Source organism: Opitutia bacterium ISCC 52, assembly GCA_014529675.2.
Lineage (GTDB): Bacteria > Verrucomicrobiota > Verrucomicrobiia > Opitutales > UBA2995 > UBA2995.
Genome location: CP076040.1, coordinates 4,056,574 through 4,082,140 on the forward strand (window position 1 = coordinate 4,056,574; position 25,567 = coordinate 4,082,140).

General features: G+C 50.0%; 22 protein-coding genes. 16 read left to right on the plus strand and 6 right to left on the minus strand.

What is annotated here, in order from left to right; all coding sequences use genetic code 11:
• Positions 1-93 precede the first annotated feature (93 nt).
• Genes eboE through GA003_17310 form a run of 4 tightly spaced genes read left to right on the plus strand, consistent with a single transcriptional unit; the run spans position 94 to position 4,732 of the window.
• Positions 94-1,269 (plus strand): metabolite traffic protein EboE, encoded by a 1,176-nt coding sequence (gene eboE / locus GA003_17295; protein ID QXD27746.1) that lies wholly within the window; start codon positions 94-96, stop codon positions 1,267-1,269.
• A gap of 58 nt (positions 1,270-1,327) precedes the next feature.
• On the plus strand, positions 1,328-2,188 hold the full coding sequence (locus tag GA003_17300) for a UbiA family prenyltransferase (protein QXD27747.1): 861 nt from the start codon (positions 1,328-1,330) through the stop codon (positions 2,186-2,188).
• A gap of 10 nt (positions 2,189-2,198) precedes the next feature.
• Positions 2,199-3,359, plus strand: coding sequence for a 3-dehydroquinate synthase (locus GA003_17305; GenBank protein ID QXD27748.1), 1,161 nt, complete (start codon positions 2,199-2,201; stop codon positions 3,357-3,359).
• The gene (locus tag GA003_17310; protein ID QXD27749.1) at positions 3,356-4,732 is read left to right on the plus strand and encodes an alkaline phosphatase family protein; all 1,377 of its coding nucleotides are present in this window, start codon (positions 3,356-3,358) and stop codon (positions 4,730-4,732) included. The genes GA003_17305 and GA003_17310 overlap by 4 nt, the downstream gene beginning before the upstream one ends.
• A gap of 19 nt (positions 4,733-4,751) precedes the next feature.
• On the opposite strand, the gene GA003_17315 is transcribed toward GA003_17310, so the two are convergent.
• Positions 4,752-5,522: a DUF1080 domain-containing protein gene (locus GA003_17315; protein ID QXD27750.1), complete on the minus strand. Its 771-nt coding sequence runs from the start codon at positions 5,520-5,522 to the stop codon at positions 4,752-4,754.
• Between the two features lie 133 nt (positions 5,523-5,655).
• Between GA003_17315 and GA003_17320 the strand changes: the two genes are divergently transcribed.
• Both GA003_17320 and GA003_17325 read left to right on the plus strand, forming a co-directional pair.
• Positions 5,656-6,408 (plus strand): SDR family oxidoreductase, encoded by a 753-nt coding sequence (locus tag GA003_17320; GenBank protein QXD27751.1) that lies wholly within the window; start codon positions 5,656-5,658, stop codon positions 6,406-6,408.
• A gap of 82 nt (positions 6,409-6,490) precedes the next feature.
• On the plus strand, positions 6,491-8,329 hold the full coding sequence (locus GA003_17325) for an MFS transporter (GenBank protein ID QXD27752.1): 1,839 nt from the start codon (positions 6,491-6,493) through the stop codon (positions 8,327-8,329).
• Here GA003_17325 and GA003_17330 read toward each other — a convergent pair.
• Positions 8,326-9,183, minus strand: coding sequence for a TraB/GumN family protein (locus GA003_17330; protein QXD27753.1), 858 nt, complete (start codon positions 9,181-9,183; stop codon positions 8,326-8,328). The genes GA003_17325 and GA003_17330 overlap by 4 nt on opposite strands.
• A 210-nt stretch (positions 9,184-9,393) precedes the next feature.
• On the opposite strand from GA003_17330, the gene mtnK reads away from it, so the two are divergent.
• The 4 genes from mtnK (at position 9,394) to melA (ending at position 15,284) form a co-directional block, all read left to right on the plus strand.
• Positions 9,394-10,647 carry an S-methyl-5-thioribose kinase gene (gene mtnK / locus GA003_17335; protein QXD27754.1) on the plus strand — a complete coding sequence of 418 codons (1,254 nt, stop codon included), beginning with the start codon at positions 9,394-9,396 and terminating at the stop codon, positions 10,645-10,647.
• 27 nt (positions 10,648-10,674) lie between these two features.
• On the plus strand, positions 10,675-11,757 hold the full coding sequence (gene mtnA, locus GA003_17340) for an S-methyl-5-thioribose-1-phosphate isomerase (GenBank protein ID QXD27755.1): 1,083 nt from the start codon (positions 10,675-10,677) through the stop codon (positions 11,755-11,757).
• 99 nt (positions 11,758-11,856) lie between these two features.
• Positions 11,857-13,830 carry a bifunctional aldolase/short-chain dehydrogenase gene (locus GA003_17345; protein QXD27756.1) on the plus strand — a complete coding sequence of 658 codons (1,974 nt, stop codon included), beginning with the start codon at positions 11,857-11,859 and terminating at the stop codon, positions 13,828-13,830.
• Positions 13,831-13,865: 35 nt separating this feature from the next.
• A complete protein-coding gene (melA, locus tag GA003_17350; GenBank protein QXD27757.1) occupies positions 13,866-15,284 on the plus strand; it encodes an alpha-galactosidase in 1,419 nt (472 codons plus the stop codon).
• Between the two features lie 37 nt (positions 15,285-15,321).
• Here the strand turns inward: melA and GA003_17355 are convergent, their stop codons facing one another.
• Both GA003_17355 and GA003_17360 read right to left on the minus strand, forming a co-directional pair.
• Complete coding sequence (locus GA003_17355) at positions 15,322-15,765, minus strand: hypothetical protein (protein ID QXD27758.1); 444 nt, start codon at positions 15,763-15,765, stop codon at positions 15,322-15,324.
• A 66-nt stretch (positions 15,766-15,831) separates the two neighbouring features.
• On the minus strand, positions 15,832-16,794 hold the full coding sequence (locus tag GA003_17360) for a class I SAM-dependent methyltransferase (GenBank protein ID QXD27759.1): 963 nt from the start codon (positions 16,792-16,794) through the stop codon (positions 15,832-15,834).
• A 144-nt stretch (positions 16,795-16,938) separates the two neighbouring features.
• On the opposite strand from GA003_17360, the gene GA003_17365 reads away from it, so the two are divergent.
• Positions 16,939-17,235 carry a hypothetical protein gene (locus GA003_17365; protein QXD27760.1) on the plus strand — a complete coding sequence of 99 codons (297 nt, stop codon included), beginning with the start codon at positions 16,939-16,941 and terminating at the stop codon, positions 17,233-17,235.
• Positions 17,236-17,237: 2 nt separating this feature from the next.
• A complete protein-coding gene (locus GA003_17370) occupies positions 17,238-17,516 on the plus strand; it encodes a DUF1294 domain-containing protein (GenBank protein QXD27761.1) in 279 nt (92 codons plus the stop codon).
• Between the two features lie 12 nt (positions 17,517-17,528).
• Here GA003_17370 and GA003_17375 read toward each other — a convergent pair whose 3' ends face one another.
• The gene (locus GA003_17375; GenBank protein ID QXD27762.1) at positions 17,529-18,035 is read right to left on the minus strand and encodes a peptidylprolyl isomerase; all 507 of its coding nucleotides are present in this window, start codon (positions 18,033-18,035) and stop codon (positions 17,529-17,531) included.
• A gap of 234 nt (positions 18,036-18,269) precedes the next feature.
• On the opposite strand from GA003_17375, the gene GA003_17380 reads away from it, so the two are divergent.
• Complete coding sequence (locus GA003_17380; protein ID QXD27763.1) at positions 18,270-18,899, plus strand: TetR/AcrR family transcriptional regulator; 630 nt, start codon at positions 18,270-18,272, stop codon at positions 18,897-18,899.
• A gap of 104 nt (positions 18,900-19,003) precedes the next feature.
• Here GA003_17380 and GA003_17385 read toward each other — a convergent pair whose 3' ends face one another.
• On the minus strand, positions 19,004-19,642 hold the full coding sequence (locus tag GA003_17385; GenBank protein QXD27764.1) for a TMEM198/TM7SF3 family protein: 639 nt from the start codon (positions 19,640-19,642) through the stop codon (positions 19,004-19,006).
• A 154-nt stretch (positions 19,643-19,796) separates the two neighbouring features.
• Between GA003_17385 and tkt the strand changes: the two genes are divergently transcribed.
• The 3 genes from tkt to GA003_17400 all read left to right on the plus strand — a co-directional run bounded on the left by tkt (position 19,797) and on the right by GA003_17400 (position 25,564).
• Positions 19,797-21,782: a transketolase gene (gene tkt / locus GA003_17390; GenBank protein ID QXD27765.1), complete on the plus strand. Its 1,986-nt coding sequence runs from the start codon at positions 19,797-19,799 to the stop codon at positions 21,780-21,782.
• A gap of 67 nt (positions 21,783-21,849) precedes the next feature.
• Entirely contained in the window at positions 21,850-23,541 is a 1,692-nt protein-coding gene (locus GA003_17395) for an endonuclease/exonuclease/phosphatase family protein (GenBank protein ID QXD27766.1), read from the plus strand.
• A gap of 142 nt (positions 23,542-23,683) precedes the next feature.
• The gene (locus tag GA003_17400; GenBank protein QXD27767.1) at positions 23,684-25,564 is read left to right on the plus strand and encodes a type IIA DNA topoisomerase subunit B; all 1,881 of its coding nucleotides are present in this window, start codon (positions 23,684-23,686) and stop codon (positions 25,562-25,564) included.
• Positions 25,565-25,567 lie beyond the last annotated feature (3 nt).

Here is a 25,567-nt window from a genome sequence, read left to right on the forward strand (position 1 = left end):
AAACGGATTTGTAGGAGAGGAGCTTGCTCCCGAATCGAAACTCCTTGAACCTAAAAAATCGGGAGCAACCTCCTCTCCTACATTTCATTAGATATGCGTTTCGCAAATAATAGTCACCTGGCCTATTGCACCAACATCCATAGAGGCAGCTCATGGACTGAAACTCATGACACGCTCGAACGCTATACGTTGTCCGTCCGAGATCGTGTGTCGCCGGATTCCGAATACGCGATCGGACTCAGACTTGGCGCCTCGGCTGCCAATGAACTCAGTGATCCAGCAACCCTACTTGAATTTCAGAAATGGCTGGATAAAAACAATTGCTACGTCTTCACCATCAATGGATTTCCTTATGGTGACTTTCATGGCACTCGAGTAAAAGATCAGGTTTACCGTCCCGATTGGACGACCCAGGATCGACTCGATTACACCAACCTGCTGTTTGGCCTGATTAGCAAAATTGCTCCCGCGGGCATGGAAGGCAGCGTGAGCACCCTACCCGGATCCTTCAAGCGCTTCATTTCCAAGGAGGAGGAAAAGATAGCTATCTTTGATAACCTCCTAGCCAATGCTCAGCACATAGAAGCACTGAGTGAATCCACTGGCCACGACCTTCACCTGGGCCTTGAACCTGAACCACTGGGTTACTTTGAAACCAGTGAAGAATCGGTTGCCTTTTTCGAGCGCTTCCTGGCCTACGCTCCAGACCAAGAGGACTTAATTCTAAGGCGGCTGGGCATCAACTACGACACCTGTCACCTGGCCGTGGAATACGAATCTGCCGAAGAGTCACTGAGTCGACTCATCGAAAACCGTATACGAATCAGCAAGATTCACCTCAGCTCCGCATTGAAGGTGGCCGACTTCTCCGACGAAACCCTGCAAACTTTGGGGAGCTATTGCGAAGAAGTATATCTGCATCAGGTCATAGCCAAGACGGAGGGTGAACCACTCAAACGTTATGAGGACCTGGACCTGGCATTGGACGCACGAGTGATGGGTGATGACAACGCTGGCGAATGGCGTATTCACTTTCACATACCATTACACGCACAACCTACGACCCCGTTGGATTCCACGAGCGATCACATACAGGGAACACTGGATTTTCTGAAGAACCATCCGGAAACTTGCCGGCACTTCGAAATGGAGACCTACACCTGGGAGGTCCTGCCAGATGAACTGGGCAAGACCGATGTAGTTGAACAGCTGGTAAAAGAATACGACTGGACATTCAAGGAACTCGGGTCGCGAGGCTTAAGAAGCTAGAGGTTCGGTATTGCCCTCTCCAGTAGGACTGTAAACAGTCGCAATGCTCTATTAACCTATGTCTGATTTTCGATCCTGGCTTATCCTCGGACGTGTTTCGAACCTAACTACTGTTTGGGCAAATGCTTTGTGCGCCTGGATCTTGGGGGGTGGCGGAAGCTATCAAGATCTGCTTATCCTAATAGCTGGCCTCAGCCTGATTTATGTCGGTGGCATGTATCTTAACGACTATTGTGATGTAAAATTTGATCATCAATACCGACCGGAACGCCCGATTCCATCGGGAAAGGTCAAACGAAACACCGTCTTTGCTGCGACCGCTCTATTTTTCATTTCAGGCACGGTACTCATACTCTGGATCAGCAATGATAGCCTCATCTATACGCTGATTCTCCTCGCACTCATCATTGGCTACAATCTGATCCACAAACATACGGTGGTCGGCGTCCCCCTGATGGCCGCCTGCAGAACGGCCGTCTATCTGGTAGTGGGAGCTGCATCCCTGAATGGGATCAACCCATCCATCTGGGGAGCGGGCACCTTAATGTTCTTCTATGTCTTAGGCATCACCGCATTGGCCAGGAACGAATCCACTTCCCTGAAAGCTTCGGCCGTTGGTTATGCCTTTCTCATCGTTCCCATGATTGGAGCCCTCTATGTAGCCGGACCACCCTACGAAAAACTCTTCCCCATTTCCTTTTGTTTGGCAGCGCTTTGGATCGCCATGACTTTCTCGCGAGCTCGCAAAACGGGCACCTTTATTGTTGGAAAAACGATTGGCCCCCTCTTGGCAGGAATCTGCCTTATCGACTTGGCAATCCTCAACAGTATGCATCTAGTAAGCTTTTTGACTTTGGGACTCTTCCTGGGATTCTTTGCTTTCGCGCTATTGGCCCAGCTATATATCCCCGCTACCTAACCGCATTGAGATGTCAGATTTTCTCCCCATAGAATACCCGATTCAAATACCCTACCAGTTGCGGGTGTATTTCACCAAACGAGTGTTTGATAGTGCGAATCCGCTGTTCCGTGACCTGGCTTGCTCCCGGGAGAGTGGTAATCGTCGGAAGACACTCATCTATATCGACGAAGCCGTTAGTCAGGCCAATCCAGGGCTAACCGAGGAAATCGAAACCTATTTCAAACACCACGAAAACGACCTCATACTGAAGGGCATTCATCTTCTTCCAGGAGGTGAGGTCATTAAGAATGATTCGAAAGTGGTTAAACGTATTTTCTCGGACATCGAAGAGGACGGCATTTGCCGCCATAGCTACATAGTGGCCATAGGCGGAGGAGCGATACTGGACACGGTCGGGTTTGCCGCAGCGACCGCTCACCGTGGCATTCGACATTTTCGCTTACCCACCACCACTTTGGGCCAGGCTGATGCCGGTGTGGGGGTGAAGAACGGCGTAAATTTCCAGGAGAAGAAGAATTTCGTGGGCACCTTTGCACCGCCGTTTGCAGTGATCAACGATCTCCAGCTCCTGGCGACCTTACCTGACATTCACATGCGCAATGGCTACATTGAAGCCATCAAGGTAGCACTCATCCGTGACTCTGGATTTTTTCATTGGATTGAGGACCATGTAAGCGAACTCAATAGCTTTGAACCGTCTGCCTTGGAAGAGCTGGTCTACCGCTGTGCCAAACACCACGTCGCATACATAGCCACTTCGGGCGATCCATTTGAAATGGGATCGGTGCGGCCCCTTGACTTCGGGCACTGGGCCGCCCATAAGCTGGAGCAACTTTCAAAGTTTGAGCTCAGCCACGGAGAAGCGGTAGCCATTGGGATTGCGATTGATACACTCTATTCGGAAGAGATGGGCTTTCTCGACTCAACCAGCGCACAGCGAATTCTCGCCTTGTTGAGACAGTTGAAGTTTGAAACCTACTCCGATTACCTGGAAAAAAAGAATGGGGGTCGCTTCCCTTACATTTTGGAGGGGCTAGAAGAATTCCGCGAGCATTTGGGAGGCCTCCTCACCATCACTCTGCTCAAGAATATTGGTTCACGATTTGAAGTCCACGAAATGGATACAGATGTGGTCCTCCGTTCGATAGAGCGTTTGAAAACGCTATGAAACGTACGGCGGTCATCAACGTTGTCGGACTGACATCCGGATTAATCGGCGACCGCACTCCGAACATTCAAGCGTTCGTCGAGCGCAAACAGCTAAGCAAAGTCAAACCGGCTTTCCCTGCGGTCACCTGCACCGCACAAAGTGACATGCTTAGCGGAAAGCCACCGGCCCAACATGGCGCTGTCGCGAATGGGTGGTACAACCGCGATTACAGCGAAGTTCATTTCTGGAAGCAATCGAACCACTTGGTGCAAGGACCCAAGCTGTGGGATGACCTCAAACAGCGGGACCCCAATTTCACCTGCGCCAAGCTTTTCTGGTGGCACAACATGTATTCATCGGCCGACTACAGTATCACACCACGGCCCATGTATCCGGCCGACGGCAGCAAAGTATTCGATGTCTACTCACACCCGATGGGGATGAAAGAGGAGATAAAAGCGGAGCTAGGCGACTTTCCCTTTCATACTTTCTGGGGTCCAAAAGCTGGGATCGAATGCTCGAAGTGGATTGCTGAATCTGCCAAGTGGGTTGAGACCAAGCACCAGCCAACGCTCAATCTAATTTACCTGCCTCACCTGGATTACAATCTACAACGCCTGGGGCCAGAAGACCCGGCGATCGGAAAAGACCTTCGCAAGGTGGATCGTGTCGTGGGTGACCTGATTCAATTTTTCGAAAGCAAAGACATTCATGTGGTACTCTTATCGGAATACGGGATCACTGCCGTAGATCGCCCCGTCCACATCAACCGTGTCCTTCGGCAAAAGTGCTGGATCACGATCAAAAAAGAGTTAGGGCTCGAGCAACTTGACTATGGAGCCAGCCAGGCCTTTGCAGTCGCCGATCATCAGGTGGCCCACGTCTATGTGAAAGACCGAGACTTACTTCCCGCAGTCAAGGAAAGCCTGGAGCATATCGAAGGCGTAGAACGCGTGCTGGATTATGAAGGCAAACGGGAGCTGGGGATTAATCATGAAAGAGCCGGGGATCTCATTGCCATCTCTGATAACCACAGTTGGTTTACCTATTATTACTGGATGGACGATGCAGTCGCCCCCGACTTCGCGCGCTGTGTGGATATTCACCGCAAGCCGGGTTATGACCCGGTTGAGTTATTTGTTGATCCGGACATTAAGGCCAAAGCTTTAAAAATCGGATGGTTCCTACTAAAAAAGAAACTCGGTTTCAGAGCCTTGCTGGATGTTATCCCACTCGATGCGTCACTCGTGAAAGGCTCCCACGGTCGCATACCCGAAGACGATGAAGATTGGCCGGTATTTATTGCTGACGGATTGGAAAGTCATCCGGCGAATTCAACGGACGTATATCAGTCGCTGCATTCCTTGATCAGTGGAAGCTCACTCGATTGAGTGACCCCAATATCGAGCACTAAAGCTCTCGGATAAATATATCTTTGAACTTGAGGTGCAGTTCGTCCTTTTGGTGCAACTGCAAAGCAATCTGACCATTCATGCCGACACCACGTTTTTGGTGATCAGGGCTGTCCAAAATACCAGTCCCATCGAAATCACTAATAGGTACCCGGTTGACCGTGACCTGAATCTTGGTCCCTTCGCAGCGAATCACTAAATCGTTCCAGGGGTTGGCATCATTCGCATAATTAAAAAGCCACTCTTGAGGTCCTTGCTCTTCGGAAATTTTCCAACTTCCCATGCTGGGGCTAATCCACCGTCGTGACTCCCAGGTCTCGTCATAAATCAGCCCGGTTCTCCAGGGTAAGGGGGGATGGATATCAATCTGCGGACCTTCCATACGGCCTCCCTGTGCTTCCGTCGAATCTGCATCCCAGCGACTGCGAATCTGGACGCCACTGTTTCCAGGAGAGTCACGGAAAGCTTGGAACTTGAGCTTCAATTCAAAATCGTCGATGGGCAACTTGTGCTGCAAAAAAACAGCACCATGGTTTTTGTCTCCAATGGAATTACAGACGATCGCCCCCTCAACTACATGCCAATAGTCTTTCTCCTGATCATCAGGGGCGGCTTTGAGTTCCCAACCATCCAAAGTCTCTCCATCAAATAAAGAATACCAAACAGGATCTCGGCTGATTCCATGATAGACGCCAATGATAGCCCCTACTGAGAGCAGAATGGTCCCAACAACGATACGGGTGATAATGGATTTTGCGGACAGATTCATATGAAAGAAACCGTGAAGTAAGTCATAGTTTCAGGAGAAAGCTAGCCAGGGATTAGTGGTTTGCAAGACTAGGACAATTCGATCTGGATAACAATGTCTCCAATCCTTTTCCAACCCTGTTCTTAGCTAATAAATGAGTGATTCCAATAACATCGAAAAAAAAGTCATCGTCATTACAGGCGCCTCCAGCGGCATTGGTTGCGCCACTTCAAAACACCTGGCCGGATTGGGAGCCAAAGTTGTGCTGGGAGCACGCCGTGCTGAAAATCTGCAATCGATCGTCGAGGAAATCACCTCCGCAGGCGGCCAAGCGACCTGGAAAGTGACCGATGTCACAGACCAGCAGGGCTTTCAGGCCCTGGTCGATCATGGACGTGAGACCTATGGGCCCATTGACGTACTCATAAACAATGCAGGCATAAATACTCTGGGAAAGTATGAAGATTTGCAGGTTGGATCCTGGGACCAGATGATTGATGTAAATGTAAAGGGCCCCTTGTACGGCATTGCTGCTGTCCTACCCGAGATGAAGGAACGAGGCTCCGGACACATCATTTCCACCTCCTCCATTGCAGCCCATACGATTCTACCCCACATGGGTGTTTACAATGGCACGAAGTTTGCCGTTCGCTCGATGATGGAGGGTCTAAGACAAGAAGTTACCGGTTACGGGATTCGCGTGACCACCATTTCGCCAGGCGCTGCCTACACCGAAATTGGAACGGATGATGCACAAGCTTCGGTCGATTTTCTCATGAAAGAGTTTGAAGGCCTCGATTTGTTAGACCCTATGGATCTGGCACGCGGATATGCTTATGCGATCAATCAACCCACCAGTGTCGATATCAATGATGTAGTGATTCGACCCACGGGGCAACAGATGTAAGGCGGCCCATTTCCTTGTTTGAAAGTAGCCCCAATTCTTTTATAGTCCTGGATCTCCATTGTTAATTCAAGCTATCTGACCATTGGAACCTCAAAGCGCTTCAACACATCCAAATTGGAAGAAGGGGTTTTGGAGTCTCTTTGCCACACAATGCCAAGGCGCATTCTCAGATAACGTTTTCAAATTCGTCGTCATCTACACGGCCATGAGTCAGTTCACGAGTGAAGCGGAGCAAGATGGTTTCGTCTCTCTAGTCGGAGCTCTCTTCGCGGTGCCATTTATAATCTTCACCATGGCTGGTGGATACTGCGCCGTTCATTACAGCAAACGTTCAATGGCGATGTACATAAAAACCGCCGAAATCGGAATTATGATATTGGGTGCCATTGGGCTCTATCTAGGCTATGTCCCATTCCTTCTTGGGGTGATCGTTCTTATGAGCACTCAGAGTGCTTTCTTCGGACCGGTGAAATATGGGCTGATCCCAGAGCTGTTGGAAGAGAAGCGTTTGTCTTGGGGAAATGGATACATCGGGTTGGGAACCTTCCTAACCATTATCCTGGGAACGATTGCTGGCGGCTATTTTTTCGACTGGTTTGACAACCAATGGATCACCGGAGTCATCCTGATTGCTTTGGCCTTGTGCGGCTACCTGGCCAGCCGGAGCATCACTCCCCTACCCGCCGCCAATCCGGAGAAGCAATTCAAACTCAACTTCTTCTCCGAGTTCTGGGAGCAATTCCAATACACCAGAAAGGACCGAGTCCTGTCCCTTTCCGTTTTGGGCAGCACCTACTTCTGGTTCCTGGGAGCGATGGTTCAACAGGCAATGATGATCTATGGTCGCAATGTGCTCGAACTCAGTTTTCGCCACACCAGTGTTTTATTTGCCATGATGGCCTTGGGGATCGGTGCTGGAAGTTTTGTCGCCGGTTACGTTTCGGCTCGCAAGGTCGAGTATGGGCTCATTCCACTGGGAGCCGTCGGCATATCCATCTTCAGCCTTTGCCTGGGTCAAGACGGACTCACAGCCACAAATTTTGCGATCTTTCTCGCCTTACTGGGCTTTTTTGGAGGCTTCTACATCATTCCCATAAATGCCTTGGTCCAACAGAGACCGGACTACAAACGGAAAGGTTCGATTATCGCGATGCAGGCATGGCTGTCCTGGGTGGGAATTGTATTCGCCGCTGGGGTCTACTTCTTTCTCAAACGCATTGGACTCAGCACAGGGGAGATCTTCATTTTCACGGGTATTGTAACGTTCATAGGCACGATCTACGTGGTATGGCTGCTACCCGACTCTCTGCTTCGCCTCCTACTCGTGTTCGTGACGCACACTATTTATCGCATCAAGGTGAATGACCGAGAAAAGCTGCCAAGCAAGGGTGGTCTACTTCTGGTATCCAATCATATGTCCTACGTGGATGCCTTACTGTTGTTTGCATCTGTAGATCGACCGATTCGCTTTATAATGGCGAAGGAGATCTACGACCTATGGTATTTTAAACCAGGAGCAAAAGTCCTGGGTGTTATTCCAATTCCAACTACAGTTCGCCCCAAGGAAACGGTGCTCGCACTGAGACATGCTCGGGATCAAATCCTCGCTGGCGAAGTGGTGTGTATCTTCGCTGAAGGACGCATCTCAAGAACCGGGGAACTCCTCGAATTCCGCAAAGGCTTCGAACGAATCATGAAAGGATTGGAGGAGCCTATTGTCCCTGTGAATCTCAATGGAGTCTGGGGCAGCATCTTCAGTTTCAAGGATGGAAAGGTATTTACCAAGTGGCCCAAGAAAGTTCCGTATCCAGTAACCGTAAGCTTCGGGGATCCCTTGCCACCCAATTCGAATCCCGACGATGTCCGGGAATCGGTCAAAGCACTATCCATTGACTCGGATAAAAAAGAGCCAGCAGATTAAAGCTGCTCTACTTTACGCCCGAGCTTTTCCAATTGGGTAAGCAAGCCTTCCTCACCGACCAAGTGGGCTGCACCGACGAGCACGAATTCTTTTTCTTCTGAATCAAACAATGTTTGGATGAGCGGCATCCAATTATTGTTCCGATCAACAAGCAGCGACTTATAAAGATCGGGGTATTCCTTCTTCATGGCGATATTGGTGTGCTCATTTAGCCCTTCACGATCACCGCTTTTCCACAAGCCGACCATTTGCTCTAGCTCGCTTTTTGCCTGATCTAAATCACCTAAAGACTTGGAAACAAATTCATCCTCGTTGCCTTCGCCCATGGCACAGATGAAGTCGATCTGTTCCTCCACGTCTTCCAAGAAGAAAATGCCTTTACCGTCCTCCTTAACTCGCTTGTAGAAATGCATGTCGACGCCTTCCTGTGTGAGTCCAATTTTCTGCATCTCGCCTACTGCTACGGTGACTATCACGATGGAAGGTTTGAATCCCGCTAGGGCGTCAATGGGTATACCGGCATTGGCGCAGGCCTCGGACAAGGCTTGGTAGGTCTCGGCAGATAACACATCGGTCAGTGTCTTTCCCTGAAGCATACCTTTGCTCATGATCATTTGCTGTGCGCTCGGATCTTGCATCATCCCGATATCCGTCTCGAAAACCAGATTCGTAGAATCCTGGTAGGCTTCATCAAATTCCTCGGGCAGCGGAAAATCACTGGCCCTCAATAGATGAAAGGTTCCACCCAAGTAGATTTCAGAATCACCTAAACTGACTTTCCAAACGGATGTTTCTGCGGAGGCAACCAAGCCAGTACATAGACAAGTTAGGTAGAGGGATAATTTCTTAAGCATGACAATATTGGATATTATGGATTGGAAGGTATTGCGGACTCACGGGAGGGTTGAGGGATCCCACAATTTTGCCGATACGCTGATAGTGCTTCTAAGAACCATCAAGCCTCAAAATCGCGTCGTTCAATGTTGGCCAGTCCGTTGACAGCAAAGCTCAGGAGTCCTTAGCCTGACTGAAATAACTCAATCGTTTGATACTCCCACTACTTTATGGCTTATGAAATTCTGACCGCAGATTCGATTCCAGAATACCTGCAATCATTGGAAAGCATGCTGTCGGTCTTTTCCAATTTCGATTCGCTGGAAATTGAAGAGGTGGGAGATGGAAATTTAAATTACGTTTTCCTCATCTCAAATCGAGAGAAGCCCGACGAAACCGTGGCTCTAAAACAAGCAGTGCCTTACCTGCGCGTCGTTGGAGAATCCTACCCGCTATGTCGCGAGCGGATGCGCTTTGAAATCCAGGCTCTCGTAAAACAAAAAGAACTTTGTCCACAGCTGGTTCCAACCATCTATTACTCCAGTGTCGAGATGTCTGTGGTGATCATGCAGAATCTTAAAGCGCATCAAATTCTGCGCGGCCAGATCATTGAAGGTAGAACCTTTCCCTATCTGGCAGATCACATGTCTACTTTCCTCGCTCAAACCTTGTTCCACACATCCGACTGGTATCTAAGTTCGGCCGATAAAAAAGAAGCGGTCGCCAATTTTATAAACAAGGATCTCTGTAAACTCACGGAAGAATTTGTCTTCACATACGCCTTCGAGAGGCACAAGACAAACGATTATAACGAGGCTTTGACGGAAGAGGATATCCACTTCATCCAGCATGATGGGGAGCTCAAGGTAGCCCTTGCTGAAATGAAGTACAAGTTCATGAACAACGCGGAAGCCATGCTGCATGGAGACCTTCACATCGGCAGTATTATGGCCAATGAAAATGAGACCTATGTCATCGATCCAGAGTTTTCATTTTATGGCCCCATGGGATTCGATCTTGGTGCCTTCATCGGAAACCTTTTCATGTCCTATTTCTCTCACCAACATCGACAACAGCTTCCGGGGAATAAGCCTCGAGACTACCGTACTTGGATTCTCGATACTATCGCCGATACCTGGAATCAATTCGCGGAAAAGTTCGACGCCTTATGGAAGGATCAACAGCAGAAGAACGACCCTCTTTATTTCGATTACCCGAATGGCTCAACGCATGCAGACCAACAACGCGCTCGATTCCTACAACAGGTCTTGAGTGATACTCTGGGGTTTGCCGCCTGCAAGATGCTGCGTCGTATATTTGGTCTAGCCAAAGTCGCCGACATCGCAGATATTGAAGATCTAGAGGAGCGTGCACGCATCGAACGAATGACCCTTCGATTAGGCAAAACACTTGCTACACAAAGGGATCAATTTAATTCTATCGAGGAAGTCGTGGAGCTCGCCAAAACCATATCACCTCTTTAACGTCCATCTAACCTTTCAGCATTTATTATGTCAGACAGCGCCATCCGAAAAAACAGCCTTAATTTGCCAGAAACCATTTGGTGGGAAAACGAAGAGCTTTATCTCCTCGACCAAACGCTACTGCCACTCACGGTCATCGGCGAAAAGCAAGAGACCATCGAGCAAGTCTCAGAATCCATCAAAGCACTCAAGGTGCGAGGCGCACCTGCTATTGGGGTAGCCGGAGCCTACGGATTATTGGTCGGGACAAAGGCAGACCGGAACCTCCCAGTGGAGGACTTTATGGCACGCGTAGAAAGCCAGGCCGCCTGGCTAGGTGAAGCGCGACCCACAGCGGTAAACTTGAAATGGGGCCTCAAACGCATGGTTGAATTTGCAAAACAACAAACCGCAGCCAATAGCCGGGAGCTCTGGGACCTCATGCTCGGCGAGGCAACCAACATCCATGAAGAAGATCGCGAACTCTGTCGCATGATTGGCGTTCATGGAGCGGAGCTGATTACGCCTGGCTGTGGAATACTAACCCATTGCAACGCAGGTTCGCTCGCCACCTCAGAATATGGGACTGCCACATCCCCCATGTATGTCGCTCACAGAAACGAGGTCCCATTCCGCGTCTATGCCGACGAAACGCGCCCCCTTCTACAAGGAGCCCGTCTAACGAGCTGGGAACTTCAACAAGCGGGAATCGATGTCACGCTCATTACAGACAATATGGCGGCCCATATCATGTCTCAGGGGCTTATCGATATCGTCATCACTGGCACCGACCGGACGGCGGCTAATGGCGATGTTGCGAATAAGATTGGGACTCTAGGTGTAGCCATTCTGGCCAAACATTTCGGCATTCCCTTCTATGTGGCCCTTCCCTACTCAACCATTGATTTCGACATGCCGGAAGGTGGCGGAATCCCGATTGAAGAAAGGGATCCCGAAGAAGTCACTAATTTCGGTGCACGCAGAACCGCTCCCGAGGGTATACAGGTGCGCAGCCCAGCCTTTGATGTGACACCCAACGAGCTGGTCGCCGGCCTGATTACCGAGCGCGGAATCATTCGCCCACCCTTGAAAGAAAATCTGCTGACAGAATACGCCTCCTTGGGGGCTTAACTCTCTTCAAATTTTTCTCCATTCTGGTGCCGTCTTCGTTGACAGCCAGCATGGCGCCCGTTTGGCTCGGAAGCCACTTTTCCCCCAGTACAGTACACTATGAATAGTTTATGGAACGACGCGGAAGCTGAGGCTTTCACAAATGATCCCAAAGGCTTAAGAGCCTACACCTCCCGTCTCCTCGGGAAAGACCCCGATTTGGTTTTGCACGGAGGTGGAAACACCTCGGTCAAACTGAAGGAAAAGGACTTCTTCGGAGAGGAAGAGGACGTGCTATTTTGCAAAGGAAGTGGCTGGGACCTGGCAGTGATTGAGGAAGCCGGATTCGCCCCGTTGCGAATGAAAGTGCTGCTGAAACTGGCCGAACTCGACACCCTTTCCGATACCGACATGGTAGCTCAACAACGGGTAGCCATGCTCAACCCAGCGGCACCCAACGCGTCGGTTGAAGCGATCCTGCACGCCGTCATACCTCATCGGTTTGTAGACCACACGCATGCGGATGCGATCATCGCTCTTACCAATACGGAAGGCGGGGAAGACAAAATCCGCGAAGTGTTTGGAGAACGCATAATAATAGTGCCCTACGTGATGCCTGGATTCGTGCTGGCCAAAAAGGTCTATGAAATAACCAAGGACATCGATTGGAATGACTACGACGGCATGGTGTTGCTCAACCACGGATTGTTCACCTTTGATGACGACGCTAAAACATCCTACGAGAATACGATTGATTTGGTTTCAAAGGCAGAAGCCTATCTGGAAGCCAACAATGCAACCTCACTCGCCCAACCCAAAGGATCCAACGATCCTGATTTGATGAAACTGGCCGAACTGCGCAAAGCAGTATCTGCTGCCCGTGGTGTTCCCGTCTTAGCCAAATGGGATTCGAGAGAAGAACAAGTCGGCTACTCAGAACTGGAAAACATCGCCGACATCGGAACTCGCGGGCCTGTTACGCCCGACCATTCCATTTTAACCAAACGAATTCCCTTAGTAGTCGGAGGCGACGTTGAGGAAGCCGTGGCAAACTACGGTGAGGCCTACCAACGCTACTTCGACGAAAATAAAGAAGACGGAATGACCCGACTGGACAAAGCGCCTCGTTGGGCGATCTGGCCAGGACAAGGCACCGTTTCTTTTGGGGCGACCTACAGCGAAGCTGGAAAAATCAGTGATATCGCTGAGCACACTGCAAAAGTCGTACAACACGGTGAAGCACTCGGAGGTTGGAAAGCTCTCTCAGCCAAAGACGTATTCGATGTAGAGTATTGGGAACTCGAGCAGGCAAAATTGAAGACCAAGAAAACAGCACCTCCTCTTCAAGGAAAAGTCGCCTTGGTCACTGGAGCTGCCAGCGGCATTGGAAAAGCCTGTGCCGAAAAACTTCAAGCGGCAGGCGCAGCAGTTGTCGCTATCGATCTCAATCCAGAGATCGTCAATATGTTCAATACCGAGACCTTCATCGGTCAGGTGTGTGATGTGACCGATCGGGACGCACTTAAAAATTCCGTTGAGACGGCCGTTTCAACCTTCGGCGGACTGGACATCGTGGTGAGCAATGCCGGGATCTTTCCACAAGGCCAATACATCGACCAGATTGACGACAAGCCATGGGACATGAGCTTGGCCTTGAACCTCACACAGCACAAAAACCTGATGCAATACAGCATCCCGTTTCAAAAACTGGGTATCGATCCGTCATTTATTTTTATAGGCACCAAGAACATTCCTGCCCCAGGCCCCGGAGCTTCGGCTTATTCAGTAAGCAAGGCTGGCTTGAACCAGCTCATGCGGGTAGCCGCACTGGAATTGGGTGAATACAATGTGCGAGTAAACATCGTGCATCCCGATTGCGTCTTCGACACAGCTATCTGGGCAGGAGGCGTACTAGAAGCACGTGCAGAAAAATACGGTCTCACTGTCGATGAGTACATGTCGCGTAATGTGATGAAGACCCCGGTAAAATCAGTCGAGGTGGCCGATGCAGTCACAACCTTGGCTGGAGATACTTTTCTTAAAACAACAGGCGCTCAATTCACCGTCGATGGTGGGAATGAACGCATTATCTAATAGGTTCTAACTCCACCCTAAGAAAGGAATACCCCATGGCAAAAGTAGCAATCATCGGTGCAGGCAGCCTCGTCTTCTGCAAAACTCTCATGAATGACTTTCTGGCTACGCCAGCACTTGAGGGAAGTGAATACTCTCTCATGGCGTTGACCAATACCCGTTTGGACAAAATGCACTCTTTTGTCCAACGCATGATCGACGACAACAACATCAATGCCACGGTTACTAAAACCACTGACCGGCGAGAAACTCTGCGCGATGCCGATTATGTGGTGGTGATGATTCAGGTGGGCGGCGTAGATGCCTTCAAGGTGGACTACGAAGTCCCGTTGAAATACGGCGTCGACCAATGTATCGGAGATACGCTTGGACCAGGGGGTGTATTCAGAGCGTCACGACACATTTGGGCATTGATGGAGATCGCCGAGGACATGCGCGAGCTTTGCCCGAATGCTTTGCTCCTCAACTATGCCAACCCGATGGCCATGTGCTGCTGGGCACTGGGTACCGTTGAAGGACTCCGCTTTGTCGGCCTCTGTCATGGCGTTCAAACCACCATGGACCTGATCGCTTCTTACACCGATCGGCCCAAAGATGAGATCGATTTTATTTCCGCAGGCATCAACCACATGGGCTGGTTCACCAAGCTCGAGCACAAAGGCGAAGACCTGTATCCTATTCTAAAAGCGAACTTTGAGAAACCGGAGTACTACGTTCATGAAAAAGTACGTGGTGAAGTCATGCGCCATTTCGGGTATTTCATGACCGAAAGCACTGGGCATCTCTCCGAGTACTTACCCTACTTCCGGAAGAACCAGGAAGCGCTCGATACCTACTGCGACGAACCATCGTTCGGTGGGGAAACCGGCGCTTACTACAAATACTGTGCGGATCTGGCAGAGAAGTTTTCCGTGATGGATCCGCTATCGATCGAGTCGACCGAATTGCAACCCCGGAGCGCCGAGTATGCGTCACACATCCTGGAAGCACACGAGACAGGCGTGCCTTTCCGCTTCAGTGCAAATCTGCGGAACGACGGGTATATAACCAACCTGCCTGACGGATGCTGCGCAGAAGTACCCACTTACGTCGACCGATTGGGACTCCACCCCACCACGGTCGGTGACTTGCCGCCTCAGTGCGCGGCGTTGAACATGACCAACGTCAACGTGCAAGGACTCGCTGTGAAAGCTGGCCTGGAAGGTGACCCGGAAGCCCTGGTCCAAGCCATCGCAATAGACCCACTCACTGCGTCGGTCCTCACACTCAGGGAAATCCGAGAAATGGTGAGCGAAATGCTGGAAGCTCAACGGCAATGGCTTCCGCAGTACGAGGGTAAATCAGTCAGACCGACTCCGAAAATTGATAACCCAGTTGATGTTTCTCCGGTTGAAGTACCTCTCGATCCGGCACTAGCCATTGCTCACCGTTTCGGGAAGCTGGCAGAGGCATGAGTAGAAGGCTGCGTCACTCGACGCCGGCTAAAAAGGCTTAAATACGATCGCGACCACCAGGTGGTTGTGCACGGCGCTGCTGGCCGTTACCCGGACCTCCTCGAAACCGACTCGCCATCGCTTCGATTTCCTCTTCGTCGACCACGCCATCGCCATTTTGATCCATCCGATCAAATCGCTGCTGCATCTGGGCCGGCATTTCGTCTTTGGTGATTTGACCATCTCCGTTGCTATCCATGTTCCTCAGCTGGTCGGCCGGATTAGCTCGGCCAGCCTGACCTTGTCTAGGACCGCGTTGCCTTCCGGGCCGTGCCCGGGAAGTAAAGTCATCGATTTCTGCTTCATCTAAAAACCCGTCACTATTCTGATCCACCCGGGCGAATTGATTCACCATTTGCTGGGGAGCCTCCGACTCAGAAATTTTTCCATCCCCATCCGCATCGGATTGCATGATCCGCTCCTTCAATTGAGAAGCGTTCATGGGCTGACGACCACCGGGAGCCCGACCTTGTCCCCGATCTGCCTGGTTGTTTTCGACGAGCTTTAGTCACTTCCGAGCCAACGCCATCAACCCACCCCACCATTGGGTAGCATTGGTTTCGTTCCGGCTTATACGGTAGAGCTCAATATTTGAAAACCATTTGGAAAGAAAGGCCTCCAAACTGGCTGGATTGAAGAAGTTGACATGAGTACTTTCGAGCAAATGCCAGGGGACCACTCCATTTTTATGATTCAGCGGAATCCCGCTTAAATCCGGAACGGTCACAAGTATCTGCTTTTTGCATACGCGAGCCAACTCTCCCATAACAGGCTCAGGTTCCTCAAGATGCTCGAGCACTTCTGAAAGGATCACTGACTCGAAGGAATTATCCTCGTATGGCAACGGCAATGATCCGTCATACAGATCAACGAACGTCTCTCTTTCTTTGGGCAAGGCTTGGCGTATCTCGATACGGTCAATCTCGAGCCCCCTGGCCTCTGTGCCATTCTGCTGCAAGGCAGCTGCAACCACCCCAGTGCCACATCCGAAATCAAGCACGGGTCCCGGCAATGTTTTAGCCAGCGAAAGAACCTCTTCATTTAAATAATCGACCGGCAATCCCGAGCAGTAGATCCAGTCTCGATGAAAGACACGCTCATCATTGATAAGGTATGGATAGGAGGGCGATTGGATGGCTAGATCTTCCTCGACTGAGGATACGCATTCAGAATCCCAATACACATCCCAGGTTCGCTTTTTCGGAGCCTCATCTGGAATGAGGAATTCAAATACTACACCATGAAACGGGACTTCCGATTCCAATGCCGCATTTACATCAGCTCTGCTCACGCGGAAATGATTGATCGATTTCAGCTCCCCCACTCCACCTAACCTTATAGTAGGTGTGGACGATCTATTCTCAATAAAGTCATGATACCATCCATGAATCCTCACGATGCCACTGGCATCCACCTCCAAATAGTCTATGGCTCCTTCTGGGCTTTGGTATTCAATGGAGTGGCGACTCATAGAACACAGTCTCGGCAGGACCGTTCATAGGTAAACGATAAAGTTTCCTGCTCGAACTAAACTATATGCAGCGATAGAAATAAGTCTCGCGAGTCATGGTTGCCTTACTTTTATTCATTCACTTTATTCTATTCCTCAAAGCAAATGGCACTTTCCGAACTCACCGAATCTGTAGCATCCAACAGCACACCCGATTCATCTCTGTCACTCCCGCTCCAAGCACTCTGGTGGGATGCAAAAGGAGACTGGCATCAAGCGCATGACGTTTGCCAAAGCGCTGGTTCAGTGGATGGCGATTGGGTTCACGCCTACCTCCATCGCAAAGAGGGCGACTTGGGTAACGCGTCTTACTGGTATAACCGAGCACGACAACCGGTTTTCCAAGGCACTCTAGAAGAAGAATGGGATTCCCTGGTTCAAGGATTCTTGGACGCTGAATAGAGATGTGGCGCCTACTCTGGAAAGTTTACCTGTATGTAGGCATACTTACATTCCTACTCTATGGTATCGATAAGTTCTTAGCCAAAGCAGGATGGAAACGAATTCCAGAGCGCTGGTTCCATACCCTCACTATTCTGGGAGGATTCGGAGGAGCGCTCATTGGAATGCACATGTTTAACCATAAAAAGAGAAAACACGCTTTTCGCTGGGTCATCCTAGCAGCCTTCATTCTTCACGGGGCAGCCATGATCATAGTGATGGCCCGCCTGGCCTGGTTCTAGAGCTGCGCGTAATTAATCGTGGTGATGACCGTGATCATGACCGCATCCGTCCCCATGATGCACATGCTTGTGACTGATCTCCTCTGGCGTGGCAGGTCGCACGGAAACGACTCTTACCTCAAAGTTCAGGACCTTCCCTGCTAGCTCGTGATTGGCATCAATCGTTACCTTGTCGCCCTCAACCCCATTGACGGTAAACATACGAATACCGCCCGCTACTTCTCCCTGGAATCGCAAACCGGGCCTTAGCTCCATGTCTTGTGGAAACTGACTACGAGCCACTTCGCCAATCAATTCAGGACTTCTTTCACCATAAGCATGTTCAGGTTGCAGCGTTACGGTGAACTCATCTCCTTCTGATTTCCCAGTCAAGGTGCGCTCCAGGCCTTTCACAATCGCCTCCACACCCATCAAGAAAACAAACGGATCTTCCTCCGTGCTCTTATCGAGTACTTCTCCTACATCTCCTTTTAAAGTGTAGGCAATACCTACCACCGACTTGGAATCTATTAATTGCATCGGCTTATCCTTCGAAGAAAGGCCCAAAATACGACACTTTTCTGTTGATAAGTTAATCTCGTGGCCTAATATTAACACTGTTAACATAAACATATTGTTAACAGTGTTAATTTTATATCTCGACAATCCTTCGTGTCGCTCGTTCCCTAAGATTGTCCAGAAGGGCAATGCATTGAAACGACCTGACTCAAAAACAATTGGAGCCAGTTTGAGTTTTGAATCCATTCGATAAACATGCGCGCAAAATTTCATCATGGAGATTTAAGAAACGCTCTCATACAGAGTGGCTTACAGATCCTCGCTCAAGAAAGCATTCAAGGCCTCTCTCTGCGCAAAGTAGCCAAGTCGGCCGGTGTTAGCGAAGCCGCACCTTATCGTCATTTTAAAGACAAAGAAGCCCTATTAGCAGCCATCGCAGAACAAGGCTTTATCCGACTGTCTGAGCGTCTGGAAACAGCGGAAGAGCAATTCTCGGATCAAGCGGCTAAGCTTTTCTACCTATCATGTAGAACCTACATTGATTTCGCATTGGAGAATCCGCACTCCATGCGGATGATGTTTAGGTTCCGATCCTCTGAAGGTTTATCGGACTATCCTGACCTGCAAGATGCAGCCGACGAGTCATTCAGCTACTTAATCGATATGGTTGAGTACTGCCAGCAGGAAGGCCTGGCACGATCGGGACATCCCCTACCCCTTGCCTTGGCCGCATGGTCAACGATTCATGGACTTTCCATGCTTCTCATTGAAGGGTGCATTTCCCCTGATGTATTTCATGAAAACAGTCAGGAAAGCATGATCAGAGCAACGCTTGATACCATCCTCGCCGGCTGGCAACACCGTCCCCTTATACCCAATGCATAGGTGAATCTGAGTGCCCTTTATTTACGGCAACGCAGCAAGCGATGGAATTCGAAGGGTTTAAGAGACGGCTGCTCTATAGTCAGCGAACACCTACGCTAATTGTCCTAGTCCTTCTTCTTTCCCTTGATCTGCATGTAAAAACCGCCGATCGAGAGGCCAATTACGCCCATCCAAAAATACCAGGGACGATGGAGCACATCATGGATTGAGCCGCCGCCATATTTGTCCAAGAGCATTTCCCAGGGAAAAAGGAAAGGAGGCGGTATTTTCAACAAAAAGAAAAGACTTTGAACCGCATGCCAGGCGCCAACCACTGAGGTAGCAATTTTCATCATCCATGACTCCAGCTTCAAGGCCGCAAATCCACCCACCAATATGACGACCACTAGAAGGCCAATAGCCGCGAGATCCTGCATGGACTGCAGGAAGGGTAAGAAAATAACTCCTCCCAGATAGGCACCCAAGGTGAAGACCCCGGCCTTATAGAAGAAATTCATCAGAATCCCCAAGGCAAAACCTAGAACTCCGGCCGTTATCCAAACCAAGTTTGGCTGTTCCGGAAACAATAACGGTGAGTAAAGTAGCCCGGCATAGGCACCACTTGTCAGGCCCAACAAGAAAAGCACTACCTTCAGGATTTTGTACCCATGGAGACAAGTTAGAAGTCCAAACAAAAGCACCAACACACCTGGGGCCCACCAGGGAAGATTGTCTAAAGGAAGAGTTGTAAGGTCAGTTTCCACTTTTTCAGTTGTGCCTACCCAAATTACTGTAATCTGACAAGGATTAGAACCCCTGCAAAATAGACTCGCCCTTTCCCAAGTGATTCTTTCCATGTTGGAGCCCTGAATGAACAGAATTATTGGCCATCGGGCCAAGTAAGCGCATCAGAAGACCATGAACAAAGACGTATTATCAGAAGCAGCAACTATCGCTCGCGGACTGGCGATCGACGCTATTACCGCTTGCAAATCAGGCCACTTGGGACTCCCTCTCGGAGCAGCAGAAGTAGGCGCCGTTCTTTTTGGAGATTCGCTCTCCATGAATCCTCGGAATCCCAACTGGATCAACCGCGACCGTTTCATCCTATCTGCCGGGCATGGAAGCATGTTCCTTTACAGCTGGCTTCACCTCTCAGGCTATGACGTAAGCCTGGACGATGTTAAAAACTTTCGTGCGCTCCACAGCAAGACTCCTGGGCATCCAGAGTTTGGAGAAACACCAGGCGTAGAATGCACCACAGGCCCATTGGGACAAGGTATTGGAAACGCAGTCGGAATGGCCGTTGCAACCAAGATGGCCGCCGCCAAATTCAACACTGAGGATCATACCATCATTGATAACCACATCGTCTGCCTGGCAGGCGACGGTTGTTTCCAAGAAGGCATCGCAGCTGAAGCTAGCTCATTTGCCGGTCATTTTAGATTGGATAACCTCATCCTCATTTATGACTCCAACGACGTGACGCTCGATGCGGCAGCAGATGCCACGCAAAGCGAAGACACTGCCAAACGCTACGAAGCCTATAATTGGGACGTAGAGACCGTAGATGGCCACGATATGGATGCCATTCAGGCAGCAATGACCAAAGCTAAAGGCAACCGTAACGGAAAGCCGAAGCTCATCATCGCCCGCACTCTGATTGGTAAAGGCATCGACCAAGTCGCAGGAACCGCCGCTGCTCACGGAGAGGGAGGAATCAAGTTTTCAGTAGAATCCCGCGCTGGACTCGGTCTACCCGAAGAAACTTTCTTTGTATCCGAAAAGGTTAAATCCTTCTTTGCCGAACGTAAGCAGGCGCTCGCCTCCAGATACAACGATTGGCTCGATACTTATAATGCGTGGAAGACTGCGAACTCCGACCTGGCTGCCCAGCTGGAAGGAGCCCAAGCCGACACACCTGCGGATGTGGAAGCACTGATGGCTGCCATTCCCGAAGCAGATCCTGAGAAATCTGTAGCTACACGCGTAGCAGGTGGCCATGTGATCAACGCACTTGCACCGAAGGTACCTCTACTCATCACGGGTAGTGCTGACCTATTCGGTTCAACCAAGAATTACATCAACGACGTCGGAGATTTCACTCGCGACAACCCAACCGGTCGCAATATCCGCTTCGGCATCCGCGAGCATGCCATGGGAGCGATTGTAAACGGGATTGCCTATCATGGTATCTTCACCGCCTCTGGAGCCACCTTCGCCACATTCGCGGACTACATGCGCCCCTCGCTCCGATTGGCTGCCTTGTCAAAGCTCCACAATTTCCAGATCTTCACCCACGACTCGGTGGCTGTTGGACAAGACGGTCCGACCCACCAACCCGTAGAAGTTGTCAGTGCTGTTCGCCTGATCCCTGGCATGGACGTCATTCGCCCCGCAGATCCTGAAGAAACAGCCGGTGCCTTTGTGGCCGCCCTCGAAAGACAGGACGGTCCAACTTCACTGGCACTCTCACGCCAAGGCGTGCCAACCCTCAACCACATTCCCGTCGAAGTCCGTCGTCAGGGTGTTCTGAAAGGTGCTTATATTGCCCGCAAGGAGATCGGTGAGCTCAACATGATCCTGATGAGTAATGGAGCTGAATTACAACACGCCCTGGCCGCAGCAGAAGAGCTCGGCATCGGCGTACGTGTAGTATCCATGCCTTGTTTCGAACGTTTCGAACGCCAGAGTGCCGAGTATCGCGAATCCATCCTTCCGGCTGCTTGCAGAAAGCGTGTAGCTATTGAAGCCGGAGTGAGCGACGTGTGGCACAAATACGTAGGCCTCGATGGAAAGATCGTGGGGATTGACCGCTTTGGCCTCTCGGCAGATGGCGGAATCGTCCTCAAAGAGTTGGGAATCAGCGCCGAAAGCGTGATTGCAGCCGCCCAATCTTTGTAGTCTAGATCATATTTATCGGAACCCGGTCTTCCGAGGCCGGGTTTTTTTATACCCAACTTGTTAGCCAGTGAAATCGTTTACCCTATTTGTTCTCCTGGCGCTTAGCCTGTGCACCACGCAGGCAAAAACGCTATTGATCGGAACAATCCAGGGAACTGATCATCATTCCTCCTACGCAGGAAAAACTGTCACGACAGAGGGAATCGTTACCAGGGTCTACAACAACGGATTTATTATCGAATCCAAGTCTCCGGACAATAGCCCTGAAACCTCAGAAGCCATCTATATTTACCAGAAGGACACCGAGGTATCAGTCGGGAACGAGCTCGAAGTCACCGGGAAGGTAGAGGAATACATTCCGGGAGGCGAAGAAAGCTATAACCTTTCGCTGACACAGATTCGTCTCGATAAATTGAGACGACTCAATGCCCAAGCGACTCTTCCAAAACCAGTAGTCCTGAATTACCTACTCGCGGCGTTTCCTCAAACGATTAAGAACCCCGGCTCCCATTTTGATACCTCCCTCAATGCGATGGATCTTTGGGAAAGCGTGGAGCACATGCGAGTCGTAGTGATGGATGCATCCGTCATCGGACCGAAAACCAAATACGGAGAAATCACGGTACGTGTTCCGCAAAGTGATATTGAACCTTCTACTCCAAGAGGAGGTGTAAAACTCACGGGCTATGATGCAAACGTGGCTCGTATCCCACTGATCCTGACACAAGAAAACCTGCAGGATTACAATACCGGTGATCTGATTCCTGAAACCATCCACGGTAATGTAACTTACTCGTATGGAAATTATAAGGTGGGCGTCTCCAAAGCTCTCTCGGCACCCAAACCAGGCGAACAAACGCAATCGCCCAAGCACACGAAACTACCCGATACCGCTTTCAATTTCGCTTCCTTCAACGTGGAGAACCTTTACCTGGATTTACCCGACGAAAAGTTTGAAGGCTTGGCCAAAATCATTGTCGAGTCTCTACACGCGCCAAAGATGCTTGGACTACAGGAAGTGCAAGACAACTCCGGTCCCACCAACGATAAGACCGTGGATGCCTCCAAAGTGTTGAAGAAGCTGATTCGATTCATCGAGAAAGCGGGAGGCCCCAAGTATAACTTCCTACAGATCAGCCCAGAGAACAACGCCGATGGTGGTTGGCCCGGAGCGAACATCCGAAACGCATACCTTTATCAGGAGGACGTTACCCTCGGTCAAAGCTACTACTTACAACACCCAGGCTTTGACAAGAGTGATGAGACCGGATTCAGCGGAACTCGTAAACCGTTGGTCGCTTTTACGACCTATGAGGATGAGAAATTCATCTTCATAAATTGCCACCTGAAAAGTAAAGGGGGAGACAGTTCGACTTACGGCTCTCTCCGCCCGGCCTTACGCTTTTCCGAAGCACAGAGAATCGTACAGACCAGAGCTATCAGAAAACATGTCGATCAACTGCAGAAGAATCATACGGAAGCCAGCATTCTAGTCTTGGGCGACATGAACGACTTTGAGTTTTCACCAGCCCTTCAGATTCTGACTGAAAACCAAGGCCTGACCAATCTGATTGATCAAGCACCCTTGAACCAACGGTATACTTACATTTTCCAAGGCTACTCCCAGGTCCTCGACCACATTCTGGTTTCACCTAGCTTGGCACCTCGGCTGGAAGTAGAGATAATACACGTCAATTCCGACCTTAGCGAAGGCCTTCGCTCCAGCGATCACGATCCGGTGTTGGCATGGATCAAATAGTTCCAAACTGAAGGGATAATTTCCTTGTCGCAGGCGATTTCGTTCCTTGGAATTTCATTCCTTGGTTTATACCCACCGCCAAGATCCCAAATCCTATTTATCCTTTTATTCTAACGATACCGCGCTTGGTATCATTTAGCTAATGGCTGAACCCGTTTACGACGAAAAGTCGATTAAGTCGCTGGATTGGCGAGAGCATATTCGCCTTCGTCCCGGTATGTATATCGGAAATGTTTCCGGTAAAGGCACATCAGCAGACGAAGGGCTGTACGTCCTCATCAAAGAAGTCGCCGACAATTGCCTCGACGAATACATGATGGGCTATGGCAAGCGCATTGAGATCAAACTCAAAAACGATGTGGTCCGGATTCGTGATTACGGTCGTGGAATTCCGCTCGGAAAAGTGGTTGAGTGCGTGAGCAAAATCAACACCGGTGGTAAGTATGATTCGGATGCGTTCCAAAAATCCATTGGCTTAAACGGCGTTGGTACCAAGGCCGTCAATGCGCTGTCTGAGACTTTCAAGGTGGAATCGTTTCGCGACGGAAAAACGGTCAGCGCCGAGTTCGAACAAGGAAACCTGGTTAAACAGGACAAGAAGCCAAAAGCTAGCGGAGAAAAGCCAGGCACCCTGGTCACCTTTGTTCCTGACAAAGAGATCTTCGGTGAATTCACCTTCCGCAAAGAGTATATTGAAAAGCTGCTTTGGAACTATGCCTATCTGAATACCGGCCTGACTCTGGTTTTCAATGGCGAGCGGTATCACTCGAAGAATGGACTCCATGATCTCTTGACGGAAAACCTCGAGTCGGATCCCAACTACCCGATCATCCATTTCAAGGAAGAGGATATCGAAATCGCCTTCACCCACACCAACCAGTATGGTGAAGAATATTTTTCGTTCGTAAATGGTCAGCACACCACACTGGGCGGCACACACGAGGCGGCTTTCAGACAAGCTCTGGTGGAAACCCTTCGAGGCTTTTTCAAAAAGGATTTCCACGTATCCGACATTCGAAGTGGCATCGTAGGCGCAGTAGCCGTCCGGGTGCAGGAACCTACTTTTGAAAGTCAGACCAAGGTCAAATTGGGCAGTGACAGCTTCGGCCCCAAGGGGCCAAGTATCCGCCAAGGGCTCACCAATTTCCTGAAGAAAGAGCTGGATAATTTTCTCCACAAAAATCCGAAGGCTGCTGAGGCGATTAAGAAACGTATTCTCCAAGCTGAGCGGGAACGAACTGAGCTCAGGGGAATCCAAAAGATTGCCAAGGAACGCGCCAAGAAGGCGAAGGTGGTTAACAAGAAGCTCCGTGACTGTAAGTTGCACTTCAACACCAAGCACAAGGATGCCGGGAAAAGCTCTGTCTTCGTTACCGAAGGTGATTCAGCGTCTGGATCTATTACCAAGTCCCGCGATCCATTGACCCAAGCGGTATTTTCGTTGCGTGGAAAGCCACTCAACACCTATGGCATGCGCCGTAAGGTCATCTATGAGAATGAAGAATTTTATTTGCTGCAGAACGCATTGGATATTGAGGACGGTCTCGACAACCTGCGTTACAACAAAATCATACTCGCGACGGATGCCGATGTAGACGGATTCCATATCCGGATTTTGTTGATGTGCTACTTCCTCCAGTTTTTTCCAGAACTCGTTCGACGTGGTCATCTCTACATTTTGCAGACGCCCTTGTTCCGCGTGCGAAACAAAAAGGCTACCGTCTACTGCTACTCCGATGAAGAGAAGCAACAGGCCATGGAAACCTTAACTGGTAAAGTGGAAATCACTCGTTTCAAGGGATTGGGTGAAATTTCTCCCAATGAATTTAAACAATTTATCAGCGAACACATGCGCCTCGAGCCTGTGCTAATTGGCAAGAACTCTCACCTGGCAGATATGCTCAAGTTCTACATGGGCAAGAACACTCCCGAGAGAAAAGACTTTATTGTCAAAAACTTGGTCATAGAAGAGCCCATCAATGAGAGCGCAACCGACGAAAAGACAGAAGCGCTGACCGCCTAACAA